This window comes from Mesorhizobium sp. P2_H9 (assembly GCF_056403215.1).
In genome coordinates this window covers 151,078-169,037 of the sequence record NZ_JBFUFX010000008.1, presented here as the reverse complement: position 1 = coordinate 169,037, position 17,960 = coordinate 151,078, and the positions used below count along the sequence as shown (strand labels likewise).

Below are 17,960 nucleotides of genomic sequence, written 5' to 3'. Positions count from 1 at the left end.
GCAATCCCGTCAGAGCGCCGTCATATGCCGTAAACTCGAAACCGGCATGTTTTATTCGCTGCTGGGCGTTTTAGAAATAGCGACGGCGCGAGCGGTTTTCGGTGAGTTCGCGGACCGCTTCGCGGAATTCGCGCAGGCTGTTGCGGATTTCCTCGACCTGGGTTTGCTGCTCGGCGGGATTGGCGACGGGCGGTGCCGCCACCACCGGAGGCTGCCGATATTGCGTCTGTCCCGCATAGGGCGCCATCGGCTGCGGGTAGCCAGTCGGCGGCTGCATCTGCCCGGCTTGCACCGGCGGGTAGCCCGGCTGCGTCCCATAGGCCTGGCCATGCGGGGCCGGGTACATCGGCTGCTGTGGCATCATGTGAGCGGGCAATGGCGGCTGTTGCGGGTGGGCAGCATAAGCGTCTTGCCGGAAATCGGGCGGCGGATAGCCGACAGTCCCTTGCCGGGGATAGGCGCCCTCGACCATCGCCGGTGAGACGGGTTCCGTGGGGCGGGTATCCGCGGACTTTTGCGCCGACGCCTTGCCAGGCATGATCTTGCCCACGGCCGAGAACAGCCCACCGAACAGACCAGAACGCTCGGTGCGAACGCTCTCGACTGGAGGCGCAGGCGGCGGCGGTGCCTGATATGCCTTGTCTTCGACAGGTGTGCGCCGCTCGTCCGGCCTGCGGCGCGAGCGGGAATTGGCGGTCTCGCGCAGGCTCTGATAGGCGCCGCGCATGGCGCCGAGGCCGATGCCCGCGGCCATGCCCAGCAACAGTCCGGCAAGCGCGGTGACGGCACGCGACGGGCCTTTCGCCTCGAGCGGTATGTATGCCGGCGACATGACACTGATGTTGGCGGTGTCGATGTCCTTCTGCTCGGCGGTCTCCTTGGCGCGCAGCAGATATTGTTCGTAGACGGAACGCTTGGCGGTGGCTTCGCGCTCCAGTTCGCGCAAGGTGACGAGGTCGTCGTTGACATCGCCGCTGCGCACCTTCAGCTGCGCCAGCCGGGACGCAAGGCTCTGTTCGAGCTGGACCGCTCGCTTCAGGTCAACCTGCAGCGACGAGGCAATGCGGGTGAGCTCGCCGGCGATGCGTTGGCGCGAGCCGGCAAGCTGGGCACCGAGTGCCTGGAGTTCGGGATGACGCGGCCCGAGCCGCACCGCGGCGCGGTCGGCTTCCTGCTTCAGCGCCGCATATTGCGAACGCAATTCGCTCATGGTGTTGGAGTTGATCTCTTCCGGCAAAGTGCCGTTGAGAACCGAATTGACATCGAGCGAGCGCGCCGACGCAGCCCGGGCGTTGAGTTCCAGCGTGCGGGCGCGGGCGATGGCGAGTTGCTCGTTGAGCTTCAGCATCTCGTCGTCGCTGATCAAATGGCCCTGCGCGTCGACAAGGTCATGCGTTGCCCTGAAATCCTCGACCTTGCGCTCGGCCGTCTCGACGCCCTTGCGCAATTCATCGAGCCTGGCCGTCAGTTCGTCGGTGGCGCGGCCGGCAGTGTCGGACTGCATGTCGCGGGAAGCCTCGATGAAGACCCTCGTCACCGTGGTTACGATATCAGCCGACTTCTGGGGATCCTGCGTCGTCGCGCCAACGGTGATGACGAAGGTCTTGCCGCCGCGCTCGACAGACAGGCTTTCGGCCAGATTGCTGATGGCGAGCGACTTGCGGCGCGCCAGGTCGACCGCGCCGCCCTTGCTGTTCGAGAACAAGGAGTGGATCAGCGAGCGGATCGAGAGCCCACCCGAGCCCTGGCCATTGAATTCGGGATCGTTGACGAGATCGAGTTTGGGGTCGTCGACGACCTTGCTCAGAACGTTGCCGGAGGTCAGCAGACGCGCCTTGTTTTCGATCAGTGCCAGCGTGGCATCGGAGGCAACGACCGACTGGGTGAGATCGCGCTCGGTGAGCTTGAGGTCGCGCGGATCGACGACAATTTCGGTGGAAGATTCGTACTTCTTTGGCGTCGACAAAGCGATCGCAATGCCGAGTGCTGCGCCCAGTATCGTCGTCGTGACGATCAGCATCTTCGACCTGGCAATGCCGCCGATCACCTTCATCGGATCGATCAGCGGCTTCCATTCCTGGTTGTCGGCATCGTCGCGGGAAGACCAATGCTCGCCACCAGCGTAGCGGGGCTCATATGCGGCAGCACGAGGACGGTAGGCCTCGGAGACGCCGGCAGGCTCGTCGCGCAGCCTGGCTTGCGGGTAGCCTCCTCGAATGGCCTTGTCTGCCTCCAGCCGTGCCTCAGCCGCCGAACCAGCATGAAATTGGGATGTCTCTGGGGCCACTGCAGGCGACGGGGTCGCGCGCGCCTCACGTTGCGAGCGGGCGACGCGATGGCGCGTGGCGGCATCCTCGCGCCATGACGCGCCTGTGCGGTCGCCGAGCGAAACCAGCGAAGCGTCGGTCTCTTCCTCGCCGCGCACAGCCTGGCCAAGCGCGAGCAAGGAGCGCTCACGCTTCCAGTCTTCACGGTTTTGCCTGTCGACCATTGTCTTGGAGCTTACTCTCTGGCGGCTTGGAAACGGCAGTCGGCCAATCGTTAAGCCACGCTAAACAGGCATAGGAAACAAAAGGTTAATTTTGGCGAATTGACGACGCAGTTTCTCTCTTCGGTTGTATGTTTCCGGAGGCCAATCCGAAGGCCCAGAACCGCACGTTAAGCTTTCCGCGCTATGCCTTGCGCAAGATATGACGCAGGCCAATGACATACCGCAAAGGCGGCCCCTCGCCCGGATCGGCACCTTTCTGGCCGAACGACGGGGGCTGGTTCGCGACTATCTTTCAGCCATCAGCGGCGCCGGCGGACGACTGGTGTTTTCGCTCGCCTATTTCATCGCGCTGGCCAACACGCTGTCCATCGCCGAGTTCGGCATGTTCGCCACCGCATCGGCGGCCGGTGTCATGCTGTCGCGTATCCTCGCCTTCGGCTTCATCTCGGCGCTTTACCGCACCGCCACCATCCGCCCCAACCTGATCGGCACTTTCACCGCCGGCTTCCTGCTGCTTGGCGTCATCTCACTGCCGCTGCTGGCGGCGGCCTCCTACGGCGTCTACCTGGTCTTCTTCGCCAGCAATGTGCCGCTGGCGGTCTTTGCAGCAATCGTCTTTGCCGAGGGGCTTCTGTGGCGGCCGGTCGAGGTGGTGCTGATCGTCAACAATGGGCTCGGCAGATTCGGCCGCGCCGCCGTGCTGGCAATCGTGACCACGGCCTTGCGCGCACTCGGCGCGGTGCTGTTCATGCTTTCGGGACAGCACAGCGTCTGGGTCTGGTCGTGGTTCTACATCGGCGCCAATGCCGCCTCGCTGCTGCTCGCCTTCGGCTTCTATTACCCACGCCAGCGGCTCAGGCTGCGTACCGAACTCTATCTCAGGCGCCTCGCCGATTCGATCTATGTCGCCGGCGCCGAAGTGCTGTTCTACCTGCAGTCGGAATTCGACAAGCTCTTGGTGCTGGCGATCGGAGGGCCGCACCTGGCCGGTATCTATGCCATCATCATGCGGCTGGTCGACCTGACGGCAATCCCGATCCGCACCTTCTCGATGATGCTGGTGCAGCGCATGATGCGGGCGCCGGAACTGCTGTCGCGCCTGGTGGTCAAGAGCGGCATCGAGGGCGGCGTCTTCCTGGTCTCGACACTGGCACTGGCGACGCTTGGCGTCGTGCTGCATTTCTTCCCCAACGCGCTGGGCAAGAATGTCGCCGAGGCCGCACCGCTGGTGGCGCTGGCGATCTGCGTGCCGGGACTGCGCAATCTGGTCGAATACCAGGCCGAGCTTCTGTTCGCACGCGGCCAGACGCTGGTGCGGGCGCTCAATCTCGGCCTGCTCGCCGGGCTGAAGGCGGTGCTGCTGACCTATGTGCTGACGACGATCGCCGACACGCCCAATCTGGTGCTGTCGCTCAACGTCGTCTTCCTGCTGCTCTATCTCGCCTCGGCGCTGCTCACCTATTCGGCGATGCGCAAACCGGCAAAGCCGGTCTAAGCCTCTAAGCGTCCAGGCCAATCAGCCGGCGAATGCGGCCGATATCGGTGCCGATGAACGACTGCATGCCGATCGCCACCTGCTCGGGCGCCATGGCGGCGACGAAACTGCGGAACTCGTCATCCGACAGCGCTTCGCCGGTCCAGTGGACGCGGCAGAATTCCTCCGAACCGTGGAAATGGCCGGCGCCCTCCAGCACGTCGTCGACATAGCGGCCGTAGATCATGCACTCGGAGAATTTGCGTGCCGAGCCGATGACCTGAACCCAGTTGCGGCCATGCACCTTCTCGATCTCGGCGCACATCGCCGTCACGGTCTGGCGGCGCCACGCAATCAGCGTCGAAATATAGTCGTGGGTCGAGACCCTGGATGCATCGATGCCGAGCGCCGAGCCCGCATTGCGCGACCAGATGCGATGCTCGTCATGACCGTCATTGGCGAGCACGCCGTCGCGCCGGAACAGCCGCACCTTGCCGTCGCTCCAAAAAGTGCTCGTGTCGAACGGCTTGAGGAAGGCGACGTCGGAATCGCAAAAGATCAGCACGTCCTCTTGTGCCTGCGCTGATATGGCGATGCGGCGCAGCTGCTGCACATGCCAGCCGCGCAACGGCATGGTCTTCAGGCTGAGCCAGATGCGGCGGCGAAACAGACTGAGCGGGTCGTCAAACACATGCAGCCATCGCGGCAGCAGATCGCGTTCGTCGACGACGCTGCGGCGGCTGTTTTCCAGCTGGCGAAACAGTCCGATATCGCGATGTTCGACGAGGATATAGTGATGCGCCACACCGGAAACGTGGCGGTCGAGGGTTTCGCACAACAGGCGGCAGCGCTCGAAATCCGGTGCGTAGCTGGCTGTCACCACCGCCGCAGTCGGCGTCTGCCGAAGGGTGTCGATTTCGCTAGCAGGGCTCGGTACGAACCGGTTGTTCACCGGATCTCTCCGGCAGGTTCGGGCTTGCGCGACAGTTTCTGCCTGATGACGCGCAACAGGAACAGCGGGTTGCCGACGACATAGCGGCGCCAGAGGCGGCCGGGTTCGACCCATAGGCGAAACAGCCATTCGAGGCGCAACTGGCGCATCCACAAAGGCGCCCGCGGCACCGTGCCGCTGAGGAAATCAAGCAGCGCGCCGACCGCGATCGGCAGCGTGCAATGGCGCGCATCGATATGGCGCGCAATCCATAATTCCTGACGCGGCACGCCCATGGCGACAAGCAGCACGTCGGGTCGCAGCTTTTCGATCCGGTCGACGATGCCCTGTTCCTCGGCAGCCGAGAAATAGCCGTCATGGATGACCACGAAATTGTGCTGGACGGCCAATGCCGCCAGCTTCACCGACGCTGCCTCGGCGTTGACGCGCGTCGCCCCGAGCAGCCCCACGGTCAGCGGCCGGGTCGATGCCTGCAGGAAGGCAGGGACGAAATCGGTGCCGTTGAGATTGTCGGGGAACGGTGCGCCATAGAGCAGTTTCGCCGCGACATCGACACCGACGCCGTCAGGCAGCACGAGAAAATCGTCGAGCGCTTCGGCAAAGACCGGATCCGAATACGCGATGTTGGCATTATGGGCGTTGAGAAAGCTGACCTTGGTGAAGCGGCGCTCGGCCACCAGCCGGACCAAAAGGGCGATCGCATCGTCCCAGCCGATGGCCAGCACCGAAATGCCGAGGATCATCTTCAACGTGTCGAGACCGAATGCGGCGCGGGCGGAATGCATGTTCATGCAGCCACCTCCTGCCTGACCGGGCCGAGCCTTTCCAGGCCAAGCCTGATCGCGGCATCGAGCGCCTTGACCTGCCGGCGGTGGAAGGCGCTGCCATCGACGTCCCTGACATCGGCAGCCGCCGCCTCGAGCGCGCCGGCGAATTCGGCCGCGTCGTCGGTCACGACGCAATTGACCGGGCGATGGTCGATGCCGCGCAGCGAGCGGCTGGTGGCGACCGAGGGCAGGCCGAGCTCGAAGGTTTCGATGGTTTTCAGCTGCACGCCGCTGCCGGCGGTGCTGATCAGCGGGATGACGGCGCCGCCGCGCACAAAGGCCTGCGCGTCCGGCACGCGGCCGACGAACTCGACCCCCGGATGCGTCGAGGTGACACCCGACGGCATGTTGCCGGCGATCCTGATACGAAAGTTCCGCCTGAGATGCGGCACGACTTTTTCCAGGAACCAGTCGAGGCCGATGCGGTTCGGCTGCCAGGTCCAGGTGCCGATCAACGCTGCGTCGCAATCGATGCGGCGCGGGTCCTTCTGCGTCGGGGCTGACGAGCGGGTCACCAGCGGCAGCACCGCCGAGCGGTCGTCGGAGGCAACGCCGAGCGCGGCGCGGTCTTCCTCGGCCAAAGTGAAGACGAAGCGTGCCCGGCGGCAGAGCCGCTCTTCCATGGTCTTGAGCAGCCTCGCCTCGCGGCGAAACAGCAGACGCTGGAAGAGGCCGCCGGCGGCAGCGGCGTTCTCCTGCGCCGAGCGATGTTCGACATTGTGAGCGACGAAGATCGATGGCCGATCGTCGAAGAGGTTTTCGAAGGCGCCCGCGAACTGCACCGAGTTCAGGACATAACCGTCGAAGGGGCCGGCGTGCTCGATGGCGGCGCGGATGTCGGTGTCGGAAAGCACACGCAGTTTGACCGAGGCGAAGGTGAGACCGGACAGCATCGCCTTGGCGACCCAGACGAGTTTGCGCAGCGGCGAGGCATTTTCCGTGCGCACATCGATGGCGCCAAGCACGATTGTGTTTTCAGGGTCGCTGGCCGCCTTGCCGGGCCAGATGAAGCCAGCCACGGTGACGCGCGCGCCAGCGCGCCGCAAGGCGTCGATGATGGCCGCGTTGGCAATCTCGTAGCCCGAAGCGAGAGCGCCGTCGGGCACGATCGATGTGGCGAACAGCAGATGCATCTCACCCTAATCCTGTGGCCAACCGGATAACAAAGCGGGGTGAAGCCTTGATTAAATGGCGGCAATCGGCGGTTGAAAGCCACGCGTTTGGCGGGGTCGCCGCGAAAGGTGATTAACGAAACGTTATCATCGCGATGCTATCGAGAAGCCAAACTCACCTGCGGCTGGACACGGATGATCCCTTTGCCATCGGACGGTTCGGTATCGATCGTGGGACGGTCCGCGGGGCTTGCCGCCGAGACCGTCGAAGCGGTCGTCACACTGCCGACCTTCAAACGGCCCGAGCAGGTGCTGGAAACGCTGGCATCGCTCAAGGCGCAGAAGACCGGCAGACGCTTCGCCATCATCGTCATGGAGAACGAGGCCGAGGCGCGCGCCGGCGCCAAAGCGGCACTGCCGCTGTTCGAGCGCGGCGACCTATCAGGCATGGTCATCGTCGCCCATGAGCGTGGCAATTGCAGCGCCTACAATGCCGGCTGGCAAACGGCGATCGTGCATTTCCCCAATTTCAAACACCTGCTGGTCATCGACGATGACGAGATCGCCGACCCGGATTGGCTCGAGCGCATGTGCAAGGCCGCCGAGACCCTCGGCGTCGACATTGTCGGCGGCCCACAAGTGCCGGTCTTTGCCGACCCGACGCATGCGAAGTGGGCGCAACACCCGGTCTTTGCACCGCCTTACCGCGAAACCGGGCGCGTGCCGGCGCTCTACTCGTCCGGCAACCTTTTGGTGGGCCGAAACGTGCTCACCGCCATGGGGCCACCCTTCCTCGACCTGAAATTCAACTTCATGGGCGGCGGCGATTCCGACTTTCTCAGCCGATCGGCGCAACGAGGCTTTGTGCTCGGCTGGTGCACCGAGGGTCAAGTCCATGAAACGGTTCCGGCCCGGCGCGTCGAGGCCGACTGGATCCGCGCCCGCAGCCTGCGCAACGGCGTCATCTCGACGCTGGTCGAAAAGAAAAAACGTGCCGGTACACCCTTTGCCGGCACCAAGGTCTTCCTGAAAAGCCTGGCGCTGCTTGCCGTCTCGCCGTTTCGCGGGATCGTCAGGCTGGCGCAAACAGGATCACCGGCAACCGCCTTGTACCCCGTCCACGTCGCGCTCGGCCGCGTGCTTGCCGAATTCGGATATGCCAATGAGCAGTATCGACAGCCTGAGAAGAACTGAGCAGGCGCCGCTCAGCGCGGCGTTCACGCGCGACGGCGTTGCGACCGCGATCGCGGCGCTGCTGTTCACCGCCATTCTGATATCCTTCCGGCCGTTCCAGCCGGCCGGCGCCGAAGTGATCGGCGATGGCGGCGACATCGTCAACCAGCTCGGCTTCGGCTCGCTTGGCGCCATCTCGATCTTCTCGCTGATGGCTTTCGCCAATCCCAAGGTGGTGCGCTCGCTGCTCAGCCCATCCTGGCTGCTGATGCTGGGTTTCTTCATGCTGTCTGTGCTGATGGCCAGCGACCCGCCGTCGGCGGCGCGCGCCGCCTCGTTCACGCTGATCGGCATTTTGACGATGGCGACGATCCTGGCACTGCCACGCGACGCGGATGCGTTCTCGAAGGTCATCATCTTCACCATCGTTGTCGTCATGGGCCTGTCCTATATCGGACTGATCGTCTTTCCGCATGAGGCCCTGCACACCGCCGACTCGCAGGAGCCGGAGCATGCCGGCCTGTGGCGCGGCGTCTTCACCCACAAGAACATCGCCGGCCCGATCATGGCCTGCTTCAGCTTCGCCGGCCTTTATCTCTATCGGCGCGGACAGCGGCTGTGGGGCGCCGGCATCTTCTGTGCGGCGATGATCTTCATGTTCCACACCGGCTCAAAAACAACCGCCGGACTGGTGCCGTTTTCCATCCTGATCGTCGTGCTGCCAAGCCTGATCGGCATGCGGCTTGGCACCCCGATCCTGTTTGCGCTGGCAATCATCGCGACCGCGGTCGGCACGTTGGGCATCGTCTTCCTGCCGCCGGTAAAGCACCTGGCGGCGATCTATTTCCCCGATATGACCTATACCGGGCGCACCACACTATGGGAGTTCTCCGGCAGCATGCTGGCGCAGCGACCATGGACCGGCTACGGCTATGAGAGCTTCTGGGGCACGCCGCTGCTGCTCAACCAGGATCAACCCTTCGACCGGGCCTGGGACATCCGAACCATCGTGCACGGCCATGACGGTTATCTCGACATTGCCGTGCTGATGGGCATTCCGGCGCTCTGCGTGGCGGTCTACACCTTCCTTATTGCGCCATTGCGCGACTACATGCGCATCCCGGCCCGCAAGGAAAACATCTATCTCGGCGATTTCTTCATGATGGTGGTGCTGTTCACCGGGTTGAACGCCTTCCTCGAAAGCTTCTTCTTCCACCGCGCCGATCCGGTGTGGATGTTTTTCGTACTGGGCGTGCTTGGCCTGCGGGAAGTGTCGCTGCGGCCAATCCTGGTGCGCGATCCCCATCGCTCCTGACAGGGCTTTCCCGTTGCGCCGCTAGCGTCTACAGGAGAGCATCCTTCGGAGGGCTTTCAATGACGATCAGGCTTGTTCTCGCCGGCTGCGGCAATATGGGTTACGCCATGCTTTCGGGCTGGCTGAAATCGGGCAAGCTTGCCCCGGCGGCGGTTTTCGTGGTCGAACCCAATGCCGATTTGCGCCAGCGCGCCGAAGCGCTGGGCTGCGGCGCGGCGGCGGATGCCGGCGGCATTCCGGCGGACACTGTCCCGGCGCTCGTCGTCATTGCAGTCAAGCCGCAAGTGATCAGCGAGGTGACTTCAGCCTACAAGCGCTTCGGCGATGGCCGCACCACCTTCGTCAGCATTGCAGCGGGGACACCGGTCGCCACCTTCGAGGCGATCCTGGGCGACCGCGCGCCGATCGCGCGCTGCATGCCCAACACGCCGGCGGCGATCGGCAAGGGCATGATGGTGGTGTTTTCCAATCGGCTGGTGTCCGACGACAGCAAGCGTTTCGTTGCCGACCTGCTTTCCGCGAGCGGCGAAGTGGCAACCATCGACGACGAAGGCCTGATGGACGCGGTGACGGCGGTGTCCGGATCGGGACCGGCCTATATCTTCCATTTCATCGAAGCGCTGACCGTGGCCGCCGAGAAGGCCGGCCTGCCGACCAAGACCGCCAAGCTGCTGGCCATGCAGACGGTCTATGGCGCGGCCTCGCTCGCCGCCGAAAGCGGCGAGGAGCCGGGCGTGTTGCGCCAGCAAGTGACCAGCCCCAACGGCACCACCGCCGCCGCGCTGGCCGTGCTGATGGGCGAGGACCGGCTGACGCATCTGCTCACCGAGGCGGTGGAAGCAGCACGGCTGCGGTCGGTCGAGCTGGGGAAGTAGGCGCTCAACCTGCTCCGTACAGCATCTCGTCCTGCAGCCGACGCAGAGCAAAAAGCCTGGTCGTCTGGTCGGGTGCGGCGTTGCTGGTGGTCAGCAACTCACCCCTCCTGACCGGTTCCAGCACCTTGCCGCCTTCGAGCAGGCCGACGGGCACGGCATGGTTGGAGCGGGCCTCTTCGATGGTCATCGTCCAGGAGCGGTAGCAGGTTTCGCCAATGGCATCGAATGTTTCGCCGGCGGCGAGATCGCGCTTGGCGACGGCGCAGACCTCGGCCACCGGCCGCGGCAGCGGCACCATGTCGGGCCGGCCGTAGAGCACGATGCGGGCGGCGGTCAGCGGCACTTCCAGCGACGTCAAATGGTAGGGCCTGAAGAAGCTGTAGTAGGGGCCGTGGCCGATATGCAGATCGTCCATGCGCTCGATGATGCGTGGATGCGTCGCCTCGACGATGACGAAGACGCCGGGTGCCACGCCCTTGCCTATCGTGTAGTCGACGACGCCCTTCTTCGACAGGATACCGCCATCAGCGCGTGGAATGAGCACTTTTGCCAATTCATCGCGGTCGGCCTTGGGACCGTGCATGCCGGGAACGTCCGGCACCAGCCCGGTGGCGTTGGCGATGGCGCACATCTCGACCATGGTTTTGGAGCCGTCGACGAACTCGACCAGCATGCGCGGGTTCATGTTGCGGCGCAGCGCTTCCTCGCGATAGTCGTCGGGCACGGCATCATGGTTGAGCGGGTTGTTCTTGCCCTTGCCGGCCGAGACGATGGTGTAGCCGAGTGCTGAGGCGAATTCGATCAGCTCCATGCAGCTCGACGGCTCGTCGCCGGCGCCGACCGAATAGACGACGCCGAGCCGGTCGGCCTGCTGCTTCAGATAACAGCCGATGGTGACGTCGGCCTCGACATTCATCATCACCAGATGCTTGCCATGCTCCATAGCCTTGAGGTCGAAATCGGCGGCGACACCCGGCTTGCCGGTGGCGTCGATGACGACGTCGATCAGCGGGTTGGTGACCAGCATCTCGTTCGAGGTGATGGCGATCTTGCCGCTCTCGATCGCGCCGGTGACTTTCGAAGCGCTGTCCGCCTCCACCGCCATCGCCTCGTCGCCATAGGCGATGCGGATGGCGTCGCGCGCGGTGTGCGGACGCCGCGTCGAGACGGCGCACACCGCAATGCCCGGCATCAGCATGCCTTGCGTCACCAGATCGGTGCCCATCTCGCCCGAGCCAATGACGCCGATGCGCACCGGGCGGCCTTCGCTGGCGCGCTTGGCGAGATCGCGGGCAAGCCCGGTCAGGGCGACATTGGTCATGCAGAAACGTCCACTGCTTTTTGGTTTGAAGCGGGAATAGCAGGGAACCGCCCCCGTTTGCCAACGAAACCGGCCAACGGCGGCAATTTCTCGCGGCTTACTGCAACGCGGCCAGCAAGGCCTGCGCCTCGCCACGGATTCTTTTCGGAGCCGGCGGTGAGATCGTCCATCTTGAGGGCCCGGAAGATGACGAGCAGGGACATGGCATCATGATGGCCGGCGCGTGGCAAGTCTTCGTACACGCGGTGTTCCTATGATGGAGCCGCCTGGAGCCTATGCGCGGCTGGCTTTCACGCCGAGACCGGTTAGTGTTCGGCTCGTCCTCGTCGAACCGGTTGCGGTCCGACGGGGCTTTTGAGGGAGGTTTCAATGACAGCGGACTTCACGCCGAAATTCGATCTGGCCGGCAAGGTGGTGCTGATCACCGGCGCCACGCGCGGCATCGGCCGTGCCTGCGCACTCGCCTGCGCCGGCTCCGGCGCCGACATGATCGTCGGCGTGCGCAGCAAGGCAGACGGGGCCGAACTGACCTCCGAGATCGAGCGCATCGGCCGGCGGGCGCTGGCGGTGCAGATGGATCTGACCGATCTGGCGACGGTGCGAAGGGCTGTCGCCGAGGCGCACGCCGCCTTCGGCCGCATCGACATTCTGGTCAACAATGTCGGGCTTGGGCCGGAAAACCTGGCGGAGAACGTGACCGAGGAAGATTTCGACCTCACCGTGAACGTCAATCTCAAGGGCACGTTCTTCACCACCCAGGCAGTTGCAAAGCTGATGATCGCGCAGAAATCCGGGCGCATCATCAACATCAGCTCGCAGGCCGGCACGGTGACGCTGAAGGGCGAGGCGATCTACTGCATGTCGAAGGCGGCGATCAACCATTTGACGCGCTGCCTTGCCGCCGAATGGGCGCAGCACAAGATCACCGTCAACAGCGTGGCGCCGACCTTCATCTGGACCGACGGCACGCGACCCTCGCTCGCCGATCCGGAGTTTCATGCGCATGTACTGGGCCACATCCCGCTCGGCCGCATCGGCGACCCGATCGATGTCGCGGGCACCGTGGTGTTCCTGGCCTCGCCGGCGGCATCGATGATTACCGGGGCGAATATTTTGGTGGATGGCGGGTGGTCGGTGGCTTAGGGCGGACGAGGATACGCTTTTTCGCAACTTTAGTTGGGCGGAATCGAGAATATAGCTCGTTCAGTTGCCCATCACTTTTACACGAAATAGGCGTATACTTCTTGGGAAGGGAGGCGGGCATGCCCACCAGTCGCAAGATCAAAGAGGCGAGCAACTTCACGCCGTCCGAGGTGGGCCTTCTTGGACGCGTCTTCGAGCAGGCAAAGCGCGAAGGCGACTCTGATGCCAGCCGAGAAGCGCTGGCCTCTCGTATCATCGCCAACTACATGGCCGGAATCACCGACGAGGCTGAACTTCTCGCCTTGTCACGACAGCCGCTTGGTCGGTGAAGCAGAATCGTTGTTTCAATGGGATGGGCTGGTGCTGCGAGAGAGGATTGAACTCTAGATCATGCCAACGATTTCAATTACTTACAGACTGTTTTGTAACATTGTAACGACCCGCGAAATGGCCTGAAGCAAACGGTTCGTGATCATAACGCCAGTCCCTGAAAGCGCTCTTAGCTCATCCATTTAACACCCATTTGAAAGCCATTACCTCAGCCCATGCGCGATTTGCCGTGCCGCGGGCATGCGCCGCAGCGCCAGCATGGCGACGATGCCAAGTAGCGGGCCAGGTGCCAGGACGAGGAAGCTCCAGCGCCAGCCGACCGCTTCCGCCACGAATGAGGTCATGTGGATGGAAACGAAGGTAAGGGCGATGCCTATGCTCAACTGCAGGGAAAGTGCCGTGCCGACATAGCGTGGATCGCTCAATTCGGTTGCTATCGCCGAGAATTGCGCGGAATCGCCGATGACGGTCGCTCCCCAGAGAATGGCGACGGCAGCGAACAGCCAGAGCGGACCGGCAAAGGTCAGTCCGATGCTAACTGCGCAGAAGCCGGAGACCGCCATCATCGCAGCCGCCGTCGCGGTGCGGCCGATGCGATCGGCCACCATGCCGCCGACGATCGAGCCGATCCCGCCCGATGCAACGACCAAGAATGCCAGCAAGGAGGCTGTTCTCGGGTCACCAATGCCGAGACCATAGCTGCCCGCCCTGATGTAGGCCAGGATCCAGCCCCACATGGCATAGAGCTCCCACATGTGTCCGAGATAGCCGAGATTGGCGAACATCAGCGCGCGATTGCGCAGCAGCGTTTTGAGGTGGCTAGGGTCGAATGCCGACCTGGCAAAGGGATAGGGCCCTTCCCCGCCGAACCATAAGATTAACAACGCACCCGCCATTGCCGCGAGGGAGGTCGCCAAGATGACGTCTTGCCAGGCCAGTTCGGTGGCTTGCGCGGATACCAGATGAGGAAAGGCAGAACCAAGCGTTAGCGCCGCGAGGAGAACGCCGAGCGCCGTTCCCCGCCCGCGACTGAACCAGGTCGACACCAGTTTCAGTGCCGGTGGATAGACGCCCGCCAGCGCCATGCCGGTGACAAAACGAGCCGCCATCAGCAAGCCGACCGAGGGCGCGAAAAACACACAGAGGTTGGCTGCAGCCGCCGTCAAGGCACTGACGGCGATCACCTTGCGAAGCGAGACTATATCCAGCAGGCCGGCCATGCTGGAGGCCAATGCACCGATCGCAAAGCCGATCTGCACGGCACCGGTGACCCAGGCGCCCTGCGCCGGGGAAAGGTCCATGAGCCGTGTCAGTTGCGGCGCGATCGCCGTTGCGGAAAACCATGTGGTCATCGGCAGGAAGGCGCCGATGGAGATCAATATCAGCATCGACCAGCGCCGGGCGGCGCTGGCCGCTGCGACGTTCGCGACTGCAATGTGGTTGATATCCATCGGTTCAAGCCGCGATGGAGCCCTGCAGTTGCTTGAGGATGGGCAGAATGTCGGCCGGGTCTGGTCTGCGTGTGTAGTCCGGACTGACTTCGGCATAGGCGATGACGCCATCCTGTCCGACCACGAAGCGAGCCGGCATCGGCAATGTCCAGGTAGGGTCCTCGTTGATCAGCGGCAGATCGACGCCGAAGCTCCGGTAAAGCGCGACCAGGTCGTCCGGCAGGCGAAACCGCAAGCCGAACTCGTCGGCAACCTTACCGCCGGGGTCGCTCAGCATCGGGAAATCTATCTGCTTGTCGCGCTTGGCCTTGCGGCCGTTCGCCAGCGACTGCGGAGAGATGGAAACTAGTTGCGCGCCCGTGGCCTGGATTGCCGGCCAGGCTTCCTGCAAGCCGCCGAGCTCGATGTTGCAATAGGGGCACCAGACACCGCGATAGAAACTGAGCACCAGCGGCCCGCGTGCAAGCAGATCGCCCGATGCGACAGAACCGCCATCGGCCTCCGACAATGTGAAGACCGGGGCAACGGCACCTGCCTTCAGAGCTTGATCGGCTTGCCTGGACGCTATGAGCTCAGCGGTCGCGCGATGCATGATCTCGACCGCTTGCTTGGGGGCCTTGCCTTCAAAATCGGCTTTGAAGGCATCGAGTTTTTCCTGAAGAGACATCGGACACTCCAAAATCGTGACCGCACTGCTTGCGGCGGAAATGTCCTCGCCTATTTCCAAAGGGAGGGGTAGCTTGCCGAAAAGCATACCAATCATCCGGAAAGCGAATGGCTGACAGGTTGCAGGAGCTCGAAGTGTTCGTGCGGGTGGCGGAACGCGGCAACCTTTCGCAGGTCGCCCGCGAAATCGGCCTTTCGCAACCATCGGTGTCGCGGATTCTGAACGATTTGGAGGCGCGCATCGGCGCCCGTCTTCTCGTCCGCACCAGCCGCGGGGTCGGGTTGACCGAGGCGGGGCAGGTCTACCTCGACCAGATCCGGCCGCTGCTTGCGGACCTGGGAGCGGCGGCCGACACCGCCGCCGGCAACGAGGAATTGCGCGGAGTTCTACGCGTCGAGTTGTCGGTCACCTTTGCCGTGCGCGCGCTCATTCCTCGTCTGCCAAGCCTTCTTGCCGAGCATCCGAATCTCTCTGTCGAGCTGATGATGGACGATCGCCGGCGCAGCCTTGTCGAGGAGGGCGCCGATGTCGCGATCCGTCTTGGCCTGCTCGACAATTCCAGCATGATGGCGCGCAAGGTCGGGCAGACGCCTAGGCTGCTGGTTGCCGCGCCGGACTATATTGCCCGGCATGGCCTACCGAGCAGCCCTGCCGATCTGGCGCAACACCAGGTGATCTTCGGGCCTTCCGACAGCTCCGGCGCAACGTTTCAGGAGCTAGTCGATCCACAAGTCAATTTCGTCCTGCCCGAAAGCCCGCGTATCAGGGTCTCGAGCTCGGCCGGTGTCACCGCATGCGTTGTGGCAGGGCTTGGCGTGGCATTCGGTTCGGGCTGGATGTTCAACGCCGAACTGCAGGATGGTCGCCTGCGTCGGCTGCTGCCGGATTTCCCACTACCGACCATACCCATCCATGCCCTGTTCCCGGCGGGGCACCAGCCGAGCAAACGGGCTAGGGGCTTCGCCGATTGGCTGAACAAATCGCTCAGTTCATCATGACTCTGGGTTTGTCAGAGTTATGGGTGCGCCTTGGCGCCGCTGCCATTCGCACCTATGGTGCAGGCCACTTTTGCTGAAAAAGACCCATTGCGTTAACTTCAAGTATGCACCATCGCTGATAGACCATTTCGCTGAGGGGTCGAAATTTCATGGAGATGCAACAGGTCCGCTATTTCCTGGCCCTGTCCAGCACCTTGAACTTCACCAGGGCAGCTGAAGAGTGCAACGTCACGCAGCCTGCGCTGACGCGCGCGATCAAGACACTTGAAGACGAGTTGGGTGGAGAGCTCCTTCGGCGCGAGCGCCAGCATTCCCATCTGACCGAACTTGGACGACGCATGCTGCCCTTGCTGCAGCAGTGTTACGATGCTGCTACGTCCGCTAAATCGCTCGCCAAGGCGGTGCAAAGCAGCGACGTGGCTCCCCTTAACGTCACCATTTCCAACAGCGTCAACATCGCACTTCTGGTTTCGCCGTTTACGGAGCTTTTCCGGGCCTATCCTGGAGTCCACCTCAAGATCAACCGTGGTTCACCGACCGCTGTCGTCAATGCGCTGAAGAACGGCGAGGTCGAGTTGGCCGTTGCAGGCCCGCTGGGGGCGGTATGGGACCGGCTCGACACATGGCCGCTGTTCCAGGAGGGCATAGAGCTTGTCGTGAATTCCGATCATCCGCTTGCCCGCCGCAACGAGGCCGACGTCGCGCTGAGCCAGCTAGCCGCGGAGCCTGTGCTCCGCAGGATCGATTGGGAAACGAGCGAGGAGCTGTCGCGCTGCCTTTCGGCGAATGGGCTGACGCCACGGATAGCGCATGAGGTCGAGACCGACCACGATCTGCTGGCGCTGCTGGAAGCCAATGCCGGCGTTGGCTTCGTTTCCGTGACCGCACCGCGGTCGCCGAATATCCGCAGACTTAAGTTGCGGGACGTCGAGATATCCAGGATTGTCGCCGTCTATGCCGTCGCCGGCCGCCATCGTTCGCCCGTGGCCACGACGCTGCTCAACCTGTTGCGGTCGACCGACTGGTCGACCTTTGGCGTCAGCGAGCCCGCCTGAGCGCCGCGATCAGGTCGTCGATGTCCATGCGCCGACGGTAGTCGGGGTCGACGAAGCGATCCGTGATGATGCCGTTCGTTCCGACGATGAAAGTCGCGGGGATCGGCAGGAACCAGCTGGCATTGCCCTGGTAGTTCGGGAGATCATAGGCAACGCCCATCAACCGCTCCATCTCGGCCCCGATCCAGATCGCAAGGTTGAGGGACAGGGCGTAGCCATTGTCCATGTCGGTCAGGAATGGAAATTTGGCGCCTACGGCTGCCTTCATCGCCTTCGCGAACCTGCGCCGCTCGGGCATGATTGCCACGACCTGGCCGCCAAGGGCCGCGATCTCCTGCTGAGCCTCGACGATGCCAACCGCATTCAACCGGCAATAGGGACACCAGTGCCCGCGCTGGAAGGTGATGACGGCGGGGCCTTGTAGAAGGATCTCAGCCAGGCCAACCAGTCTGCCCTCGTCGTCAGGCAGCAGGAACCCTGGCATGACATCGCCGGGCTTCGGCGCCATGGCACCTGCCCCTTGCTGCTCCAGGCGCGCCACCAGGCGGTCTACCGCGTCGGCGAAATCAGGGTTCAGGCGGCGGACCGCCGCGGCAACCACCGCCAGTCGCTCATTGAGGGGCGCATCAAGTTCTATGGCAGCCTGGACGGACTGTTCAAATGTCATTGCCTGATCGTCGGCGGCCATTTCTGCACTTTCATGGACTGCGAACACCCTATCATCGGAGCTCGTCGGGCGGGGTCATGCTTTCCTTGCATCGTTTCGATGCCCAGGA

Annotated in this window: 17 protein-coding genes; 8 read left to right on the top strand and 9 right to left on the bottom strand. The window is 63.4% G+C overall.

Features of this window, described 5'->3' with window-relative positions:
- Positions 1–70: 70 nt before the first annotated feature.
- Positions 71–2,491 carry a GumC family protein gene (locus tag AC1DXN_RS16540; RefSeq protein ID WP_477274689.1) on the bottom strand — a complete coding sequence of 807 codons (2,421 nt, stop codon included), beginning with the start codon at positions 2,489–2,491 and terminating at the stop codon, positions 71–73.
- 199 nt (positions 2,492–2,690) lie between these two features.
- Here AC1DXN_RS16540 and AC1DXN_RS16535 point away from each other — a divergent pair, with 199 nt between their 5' ends.
- Positions 2,691–3,986: a lipopolysaccharide biosynthesis protein gene (locus AC1DXN_RS16535; RefSeq protein WP_477274691.1), complete on the top strand. Its 1,296-nt coding sequence runs from the start codon at positions 2,691–2,693 to the stop codon at positions 3,984–3,986.
- Positions 3,987–3,990: 4 nt separating this feature from the next.
- Here AC1DXN_RS16535 and AC1DXN_RS16530 read toward each other — a convergent pair whose 3' ends face one another.
- Genes AC1DXN_RS16530 through AC1DXN_RS16520 form a run of 3 tightly spaced genes read right to left on the bottom strand, consistent with a single transcriptional unit; the run spans position 3,991 to position 6,877 of the window.
- A complete protein-coding gene (locus AC1DXN_RS16530) occupies positions 3,991–4,917 on the bottom strand; it encodes a DUF6492 family protein (protein ID WP_477274693.1) in 927 nt (308 codons plus the stop codon).
- Positions 4,914–5,708: a WecB/TagA/CpsF family glycosyltransferase gene (locus tag AC1DXN_RS16525; protein WP_477274695.1), complete on the bottom strand. Its 795-nt coding sequence runs from the start codon at positions 5,706–5,708 to the stop codon at positions 4,914–4,916. Before AC1DXN_RS16525 ends, AC1DXN_RS16530 begins: the two co-directional genes overlap by 4 nt.
- On the bottom strand, positions 5,705–6,877 hold the full coding sequence (locus tag AC1DXN_RS16520) for a glycosyltransferase (RefSeq protein WP_477274697.1): 1,173 nt from the start codon (positions 6,875–6,877) through the stop codon (positions 5,705–5,707). The genes AC1DXN_RS16525 and AC1DXN_RS16520 overlap by 4 nt, the downstream gene beginning before the upstream one ends.
- 174 nt (positions 6,878–7,051) lie before the next feature.
- Here AC1DXN_RS16520 and AC1DXN_RS16515 point away from each other — a divergent pair, with 174 nt between their 5' ends.
- From AC1DXN_RS16515 to proC, 3 genes are read left to right on the top strand one after another with little or no spacing between them, the layout of a single operon-like run.
- Positions 7,052–8,050, top strand: coding sequence for a glycosyltransferase family 2 protein (locus tag AC1DXN_RS16515; RefSeq protein ID WP_477274699.1), 999 nt, complete (start codon positions 7,052–7,054; stop codon positions 8,048–8,050).
- On the top strand, positions 8,019–9,344 hold the full coding sequence (locus AC1DXN_RS16510; protein WP_477274701.1) for an O-antigen ligase family protein: 1,326 nt from the start codon (positions 8,019–8,021) through the stop codon (positions 9,342–9,344). The genes AC1DXN_RS16515 and AC1DXN_RS16510 overlap by 32 nt, the downstream gene beginning before the upstream one ends.
- A 59-nt stretch (positions 9,345–9,403) precedes the next feature.
- A complete protein-coding gene (gene proC, locus AC1DXN_RS16505; RefSeq protein WP_477274703.1) occupies positions 9,404–10,219 on the top strand; it encodes a pyrroline-5-carboxylate reductase in 816 nt (271 codons plus the stop codon).
- A gap of 4 nt (positions 10,220–10,223) precedes the next feature.
- Here proC and AC1DXN_RS16500 read toward each other — a convergent pair whose 3' ends face one another.
- Both AC1DXN_RS16500 and AC1DXN_RS16495 read right to left on the bottom strand, forming a co-directional pair.
- Positions 10,224–11,540: an NAD(P)H-dependent oxidoreductase gene (locus AC1DXN_RS16500; RefSeq protein ID WP_477274705.1), complete on the bottom strand. Its 1,317-nt coding sequence runs from the start codon at positions 11,538–11,540 to the stop codon at positions 10,224–10,226.
- On the bottom strand, positions 11,537–11,782 hold the full coding sequence (locus AC1DXN_RS16495) for a hypothetical protein (RefSeq protein ID WP_477274707.1): 246 nt from the start codon (positions 11,780–11,782) through the stop codon (positions 11,537–11,539). The genes AC1DXN_RS16500 and AC1DXN_RS16495 overlap by 4 nt, the downstream gene beginning before the upstream one ends.
- Before the next feature lie 127 nt (positions 11,783–11,909).
- On the opposite strand from AC1DXN_RS16495, the gene AC1DXN_RS16490 reads away from it, so the two are divergent.
- On the top strand, positions 11,910–12,683 hold the full coding sequence (locus AC1DXN_RS16490) for an SDR family NAD(P)-dependent oxidoreductase (protein WP_477274709.1): 774 nt from the start codon (positions 11,910–11,912) through the stop codon (positions 12,681–12,683).
- A 119-nt stretch (positions 12,684–12,802) separates the two neighbouring features.
- On the top strand, positions 12,803–13,012 hold the full coding sequence (locus tag AC1DXN_RS16485; RefSeq protein ID WP_477274711.1) for a hypothetical protein: 210 nt from the start codon (positions 12,803–12,805) through the stop codon (positions 13,010–13,012).
- A gap of 204 nt (positions 13,013–13,216) precedes the next feature.
- Here the strand turns inward: AC1DXN_RS16485 and AC1DXN_RS16480 are convergent, their stop codons facing one another.
- Positions 13,217–14,464, bottom strand: coding sequence for an MFS transporter (locus AC1DXN_RS16480; protein WP_477274712.1), 1,248 nt, complete (start codon positions 14,462–14,464; stop codon positions 13,217–13,219).
- 4 nt (positions 14,465–14,468) lie between these two features.
- Positions 14,469–15,131: a peroxiredoxin-like family protein gene (locus AC1DXN_RS16475; RefSeq protein WP_477274954.1), complete on the bottom strand. Its 663-nt coding sequence runs from the start codon at positions 15,129–15,131 to the stop codon at positions 14,469–14,471.
- 107 nt (positions 15,132–15,238) lie between these two features.
- Between AC1DXN_RS16475 and AC1DXN_RS16470 the strand changes: the two genes are divergently transcribed.
- Positions 15,239–16,129 carry a LysR family transcriptional regulator gene (locus AC1DXN_RS16470; RefSeq protein ID WP_477274714.1) on the top strand — a complete coding sequence of 297 codons (891 nt, stop codon included), beginning with the start codon at positions 15,239–15,241 and terminating at the stop codon, positions 16,127–16,129.
- 149 nt (positions 16,130–16,278) lie between these two features.
- Positions 16,279–17,184, top strand: coding sequence for a LysR family transcriptional regulator (locus AC1DXN_RS16465; RefSeq protein WP_477274716.1), 906 nt, complete (start codon positions 16,279–16,281; stop codon positions 17,182–17,184).
- On the opposite strand, the gene AC1DXN_RS16460 is transcribed toward AC1DXN_RS16465, so the two are convergent.
- Complete coding sequence (locus AC1DXN_RS16460; RefSeq protein WP_477274718.1) at positions 17,168–17,851, bottom strand: peroxiredoxin-like family protein; 684 nt, start codon at positions 17,849–17,851, stop codon at positions 17,168–17,170. The genes AC1DXN_RS16465 and AC1DXN_RS16460 overlap by 17 nt on opposite strands.
- Positions 17,852–17,960 lie beyond the last annotated feature (109 nt).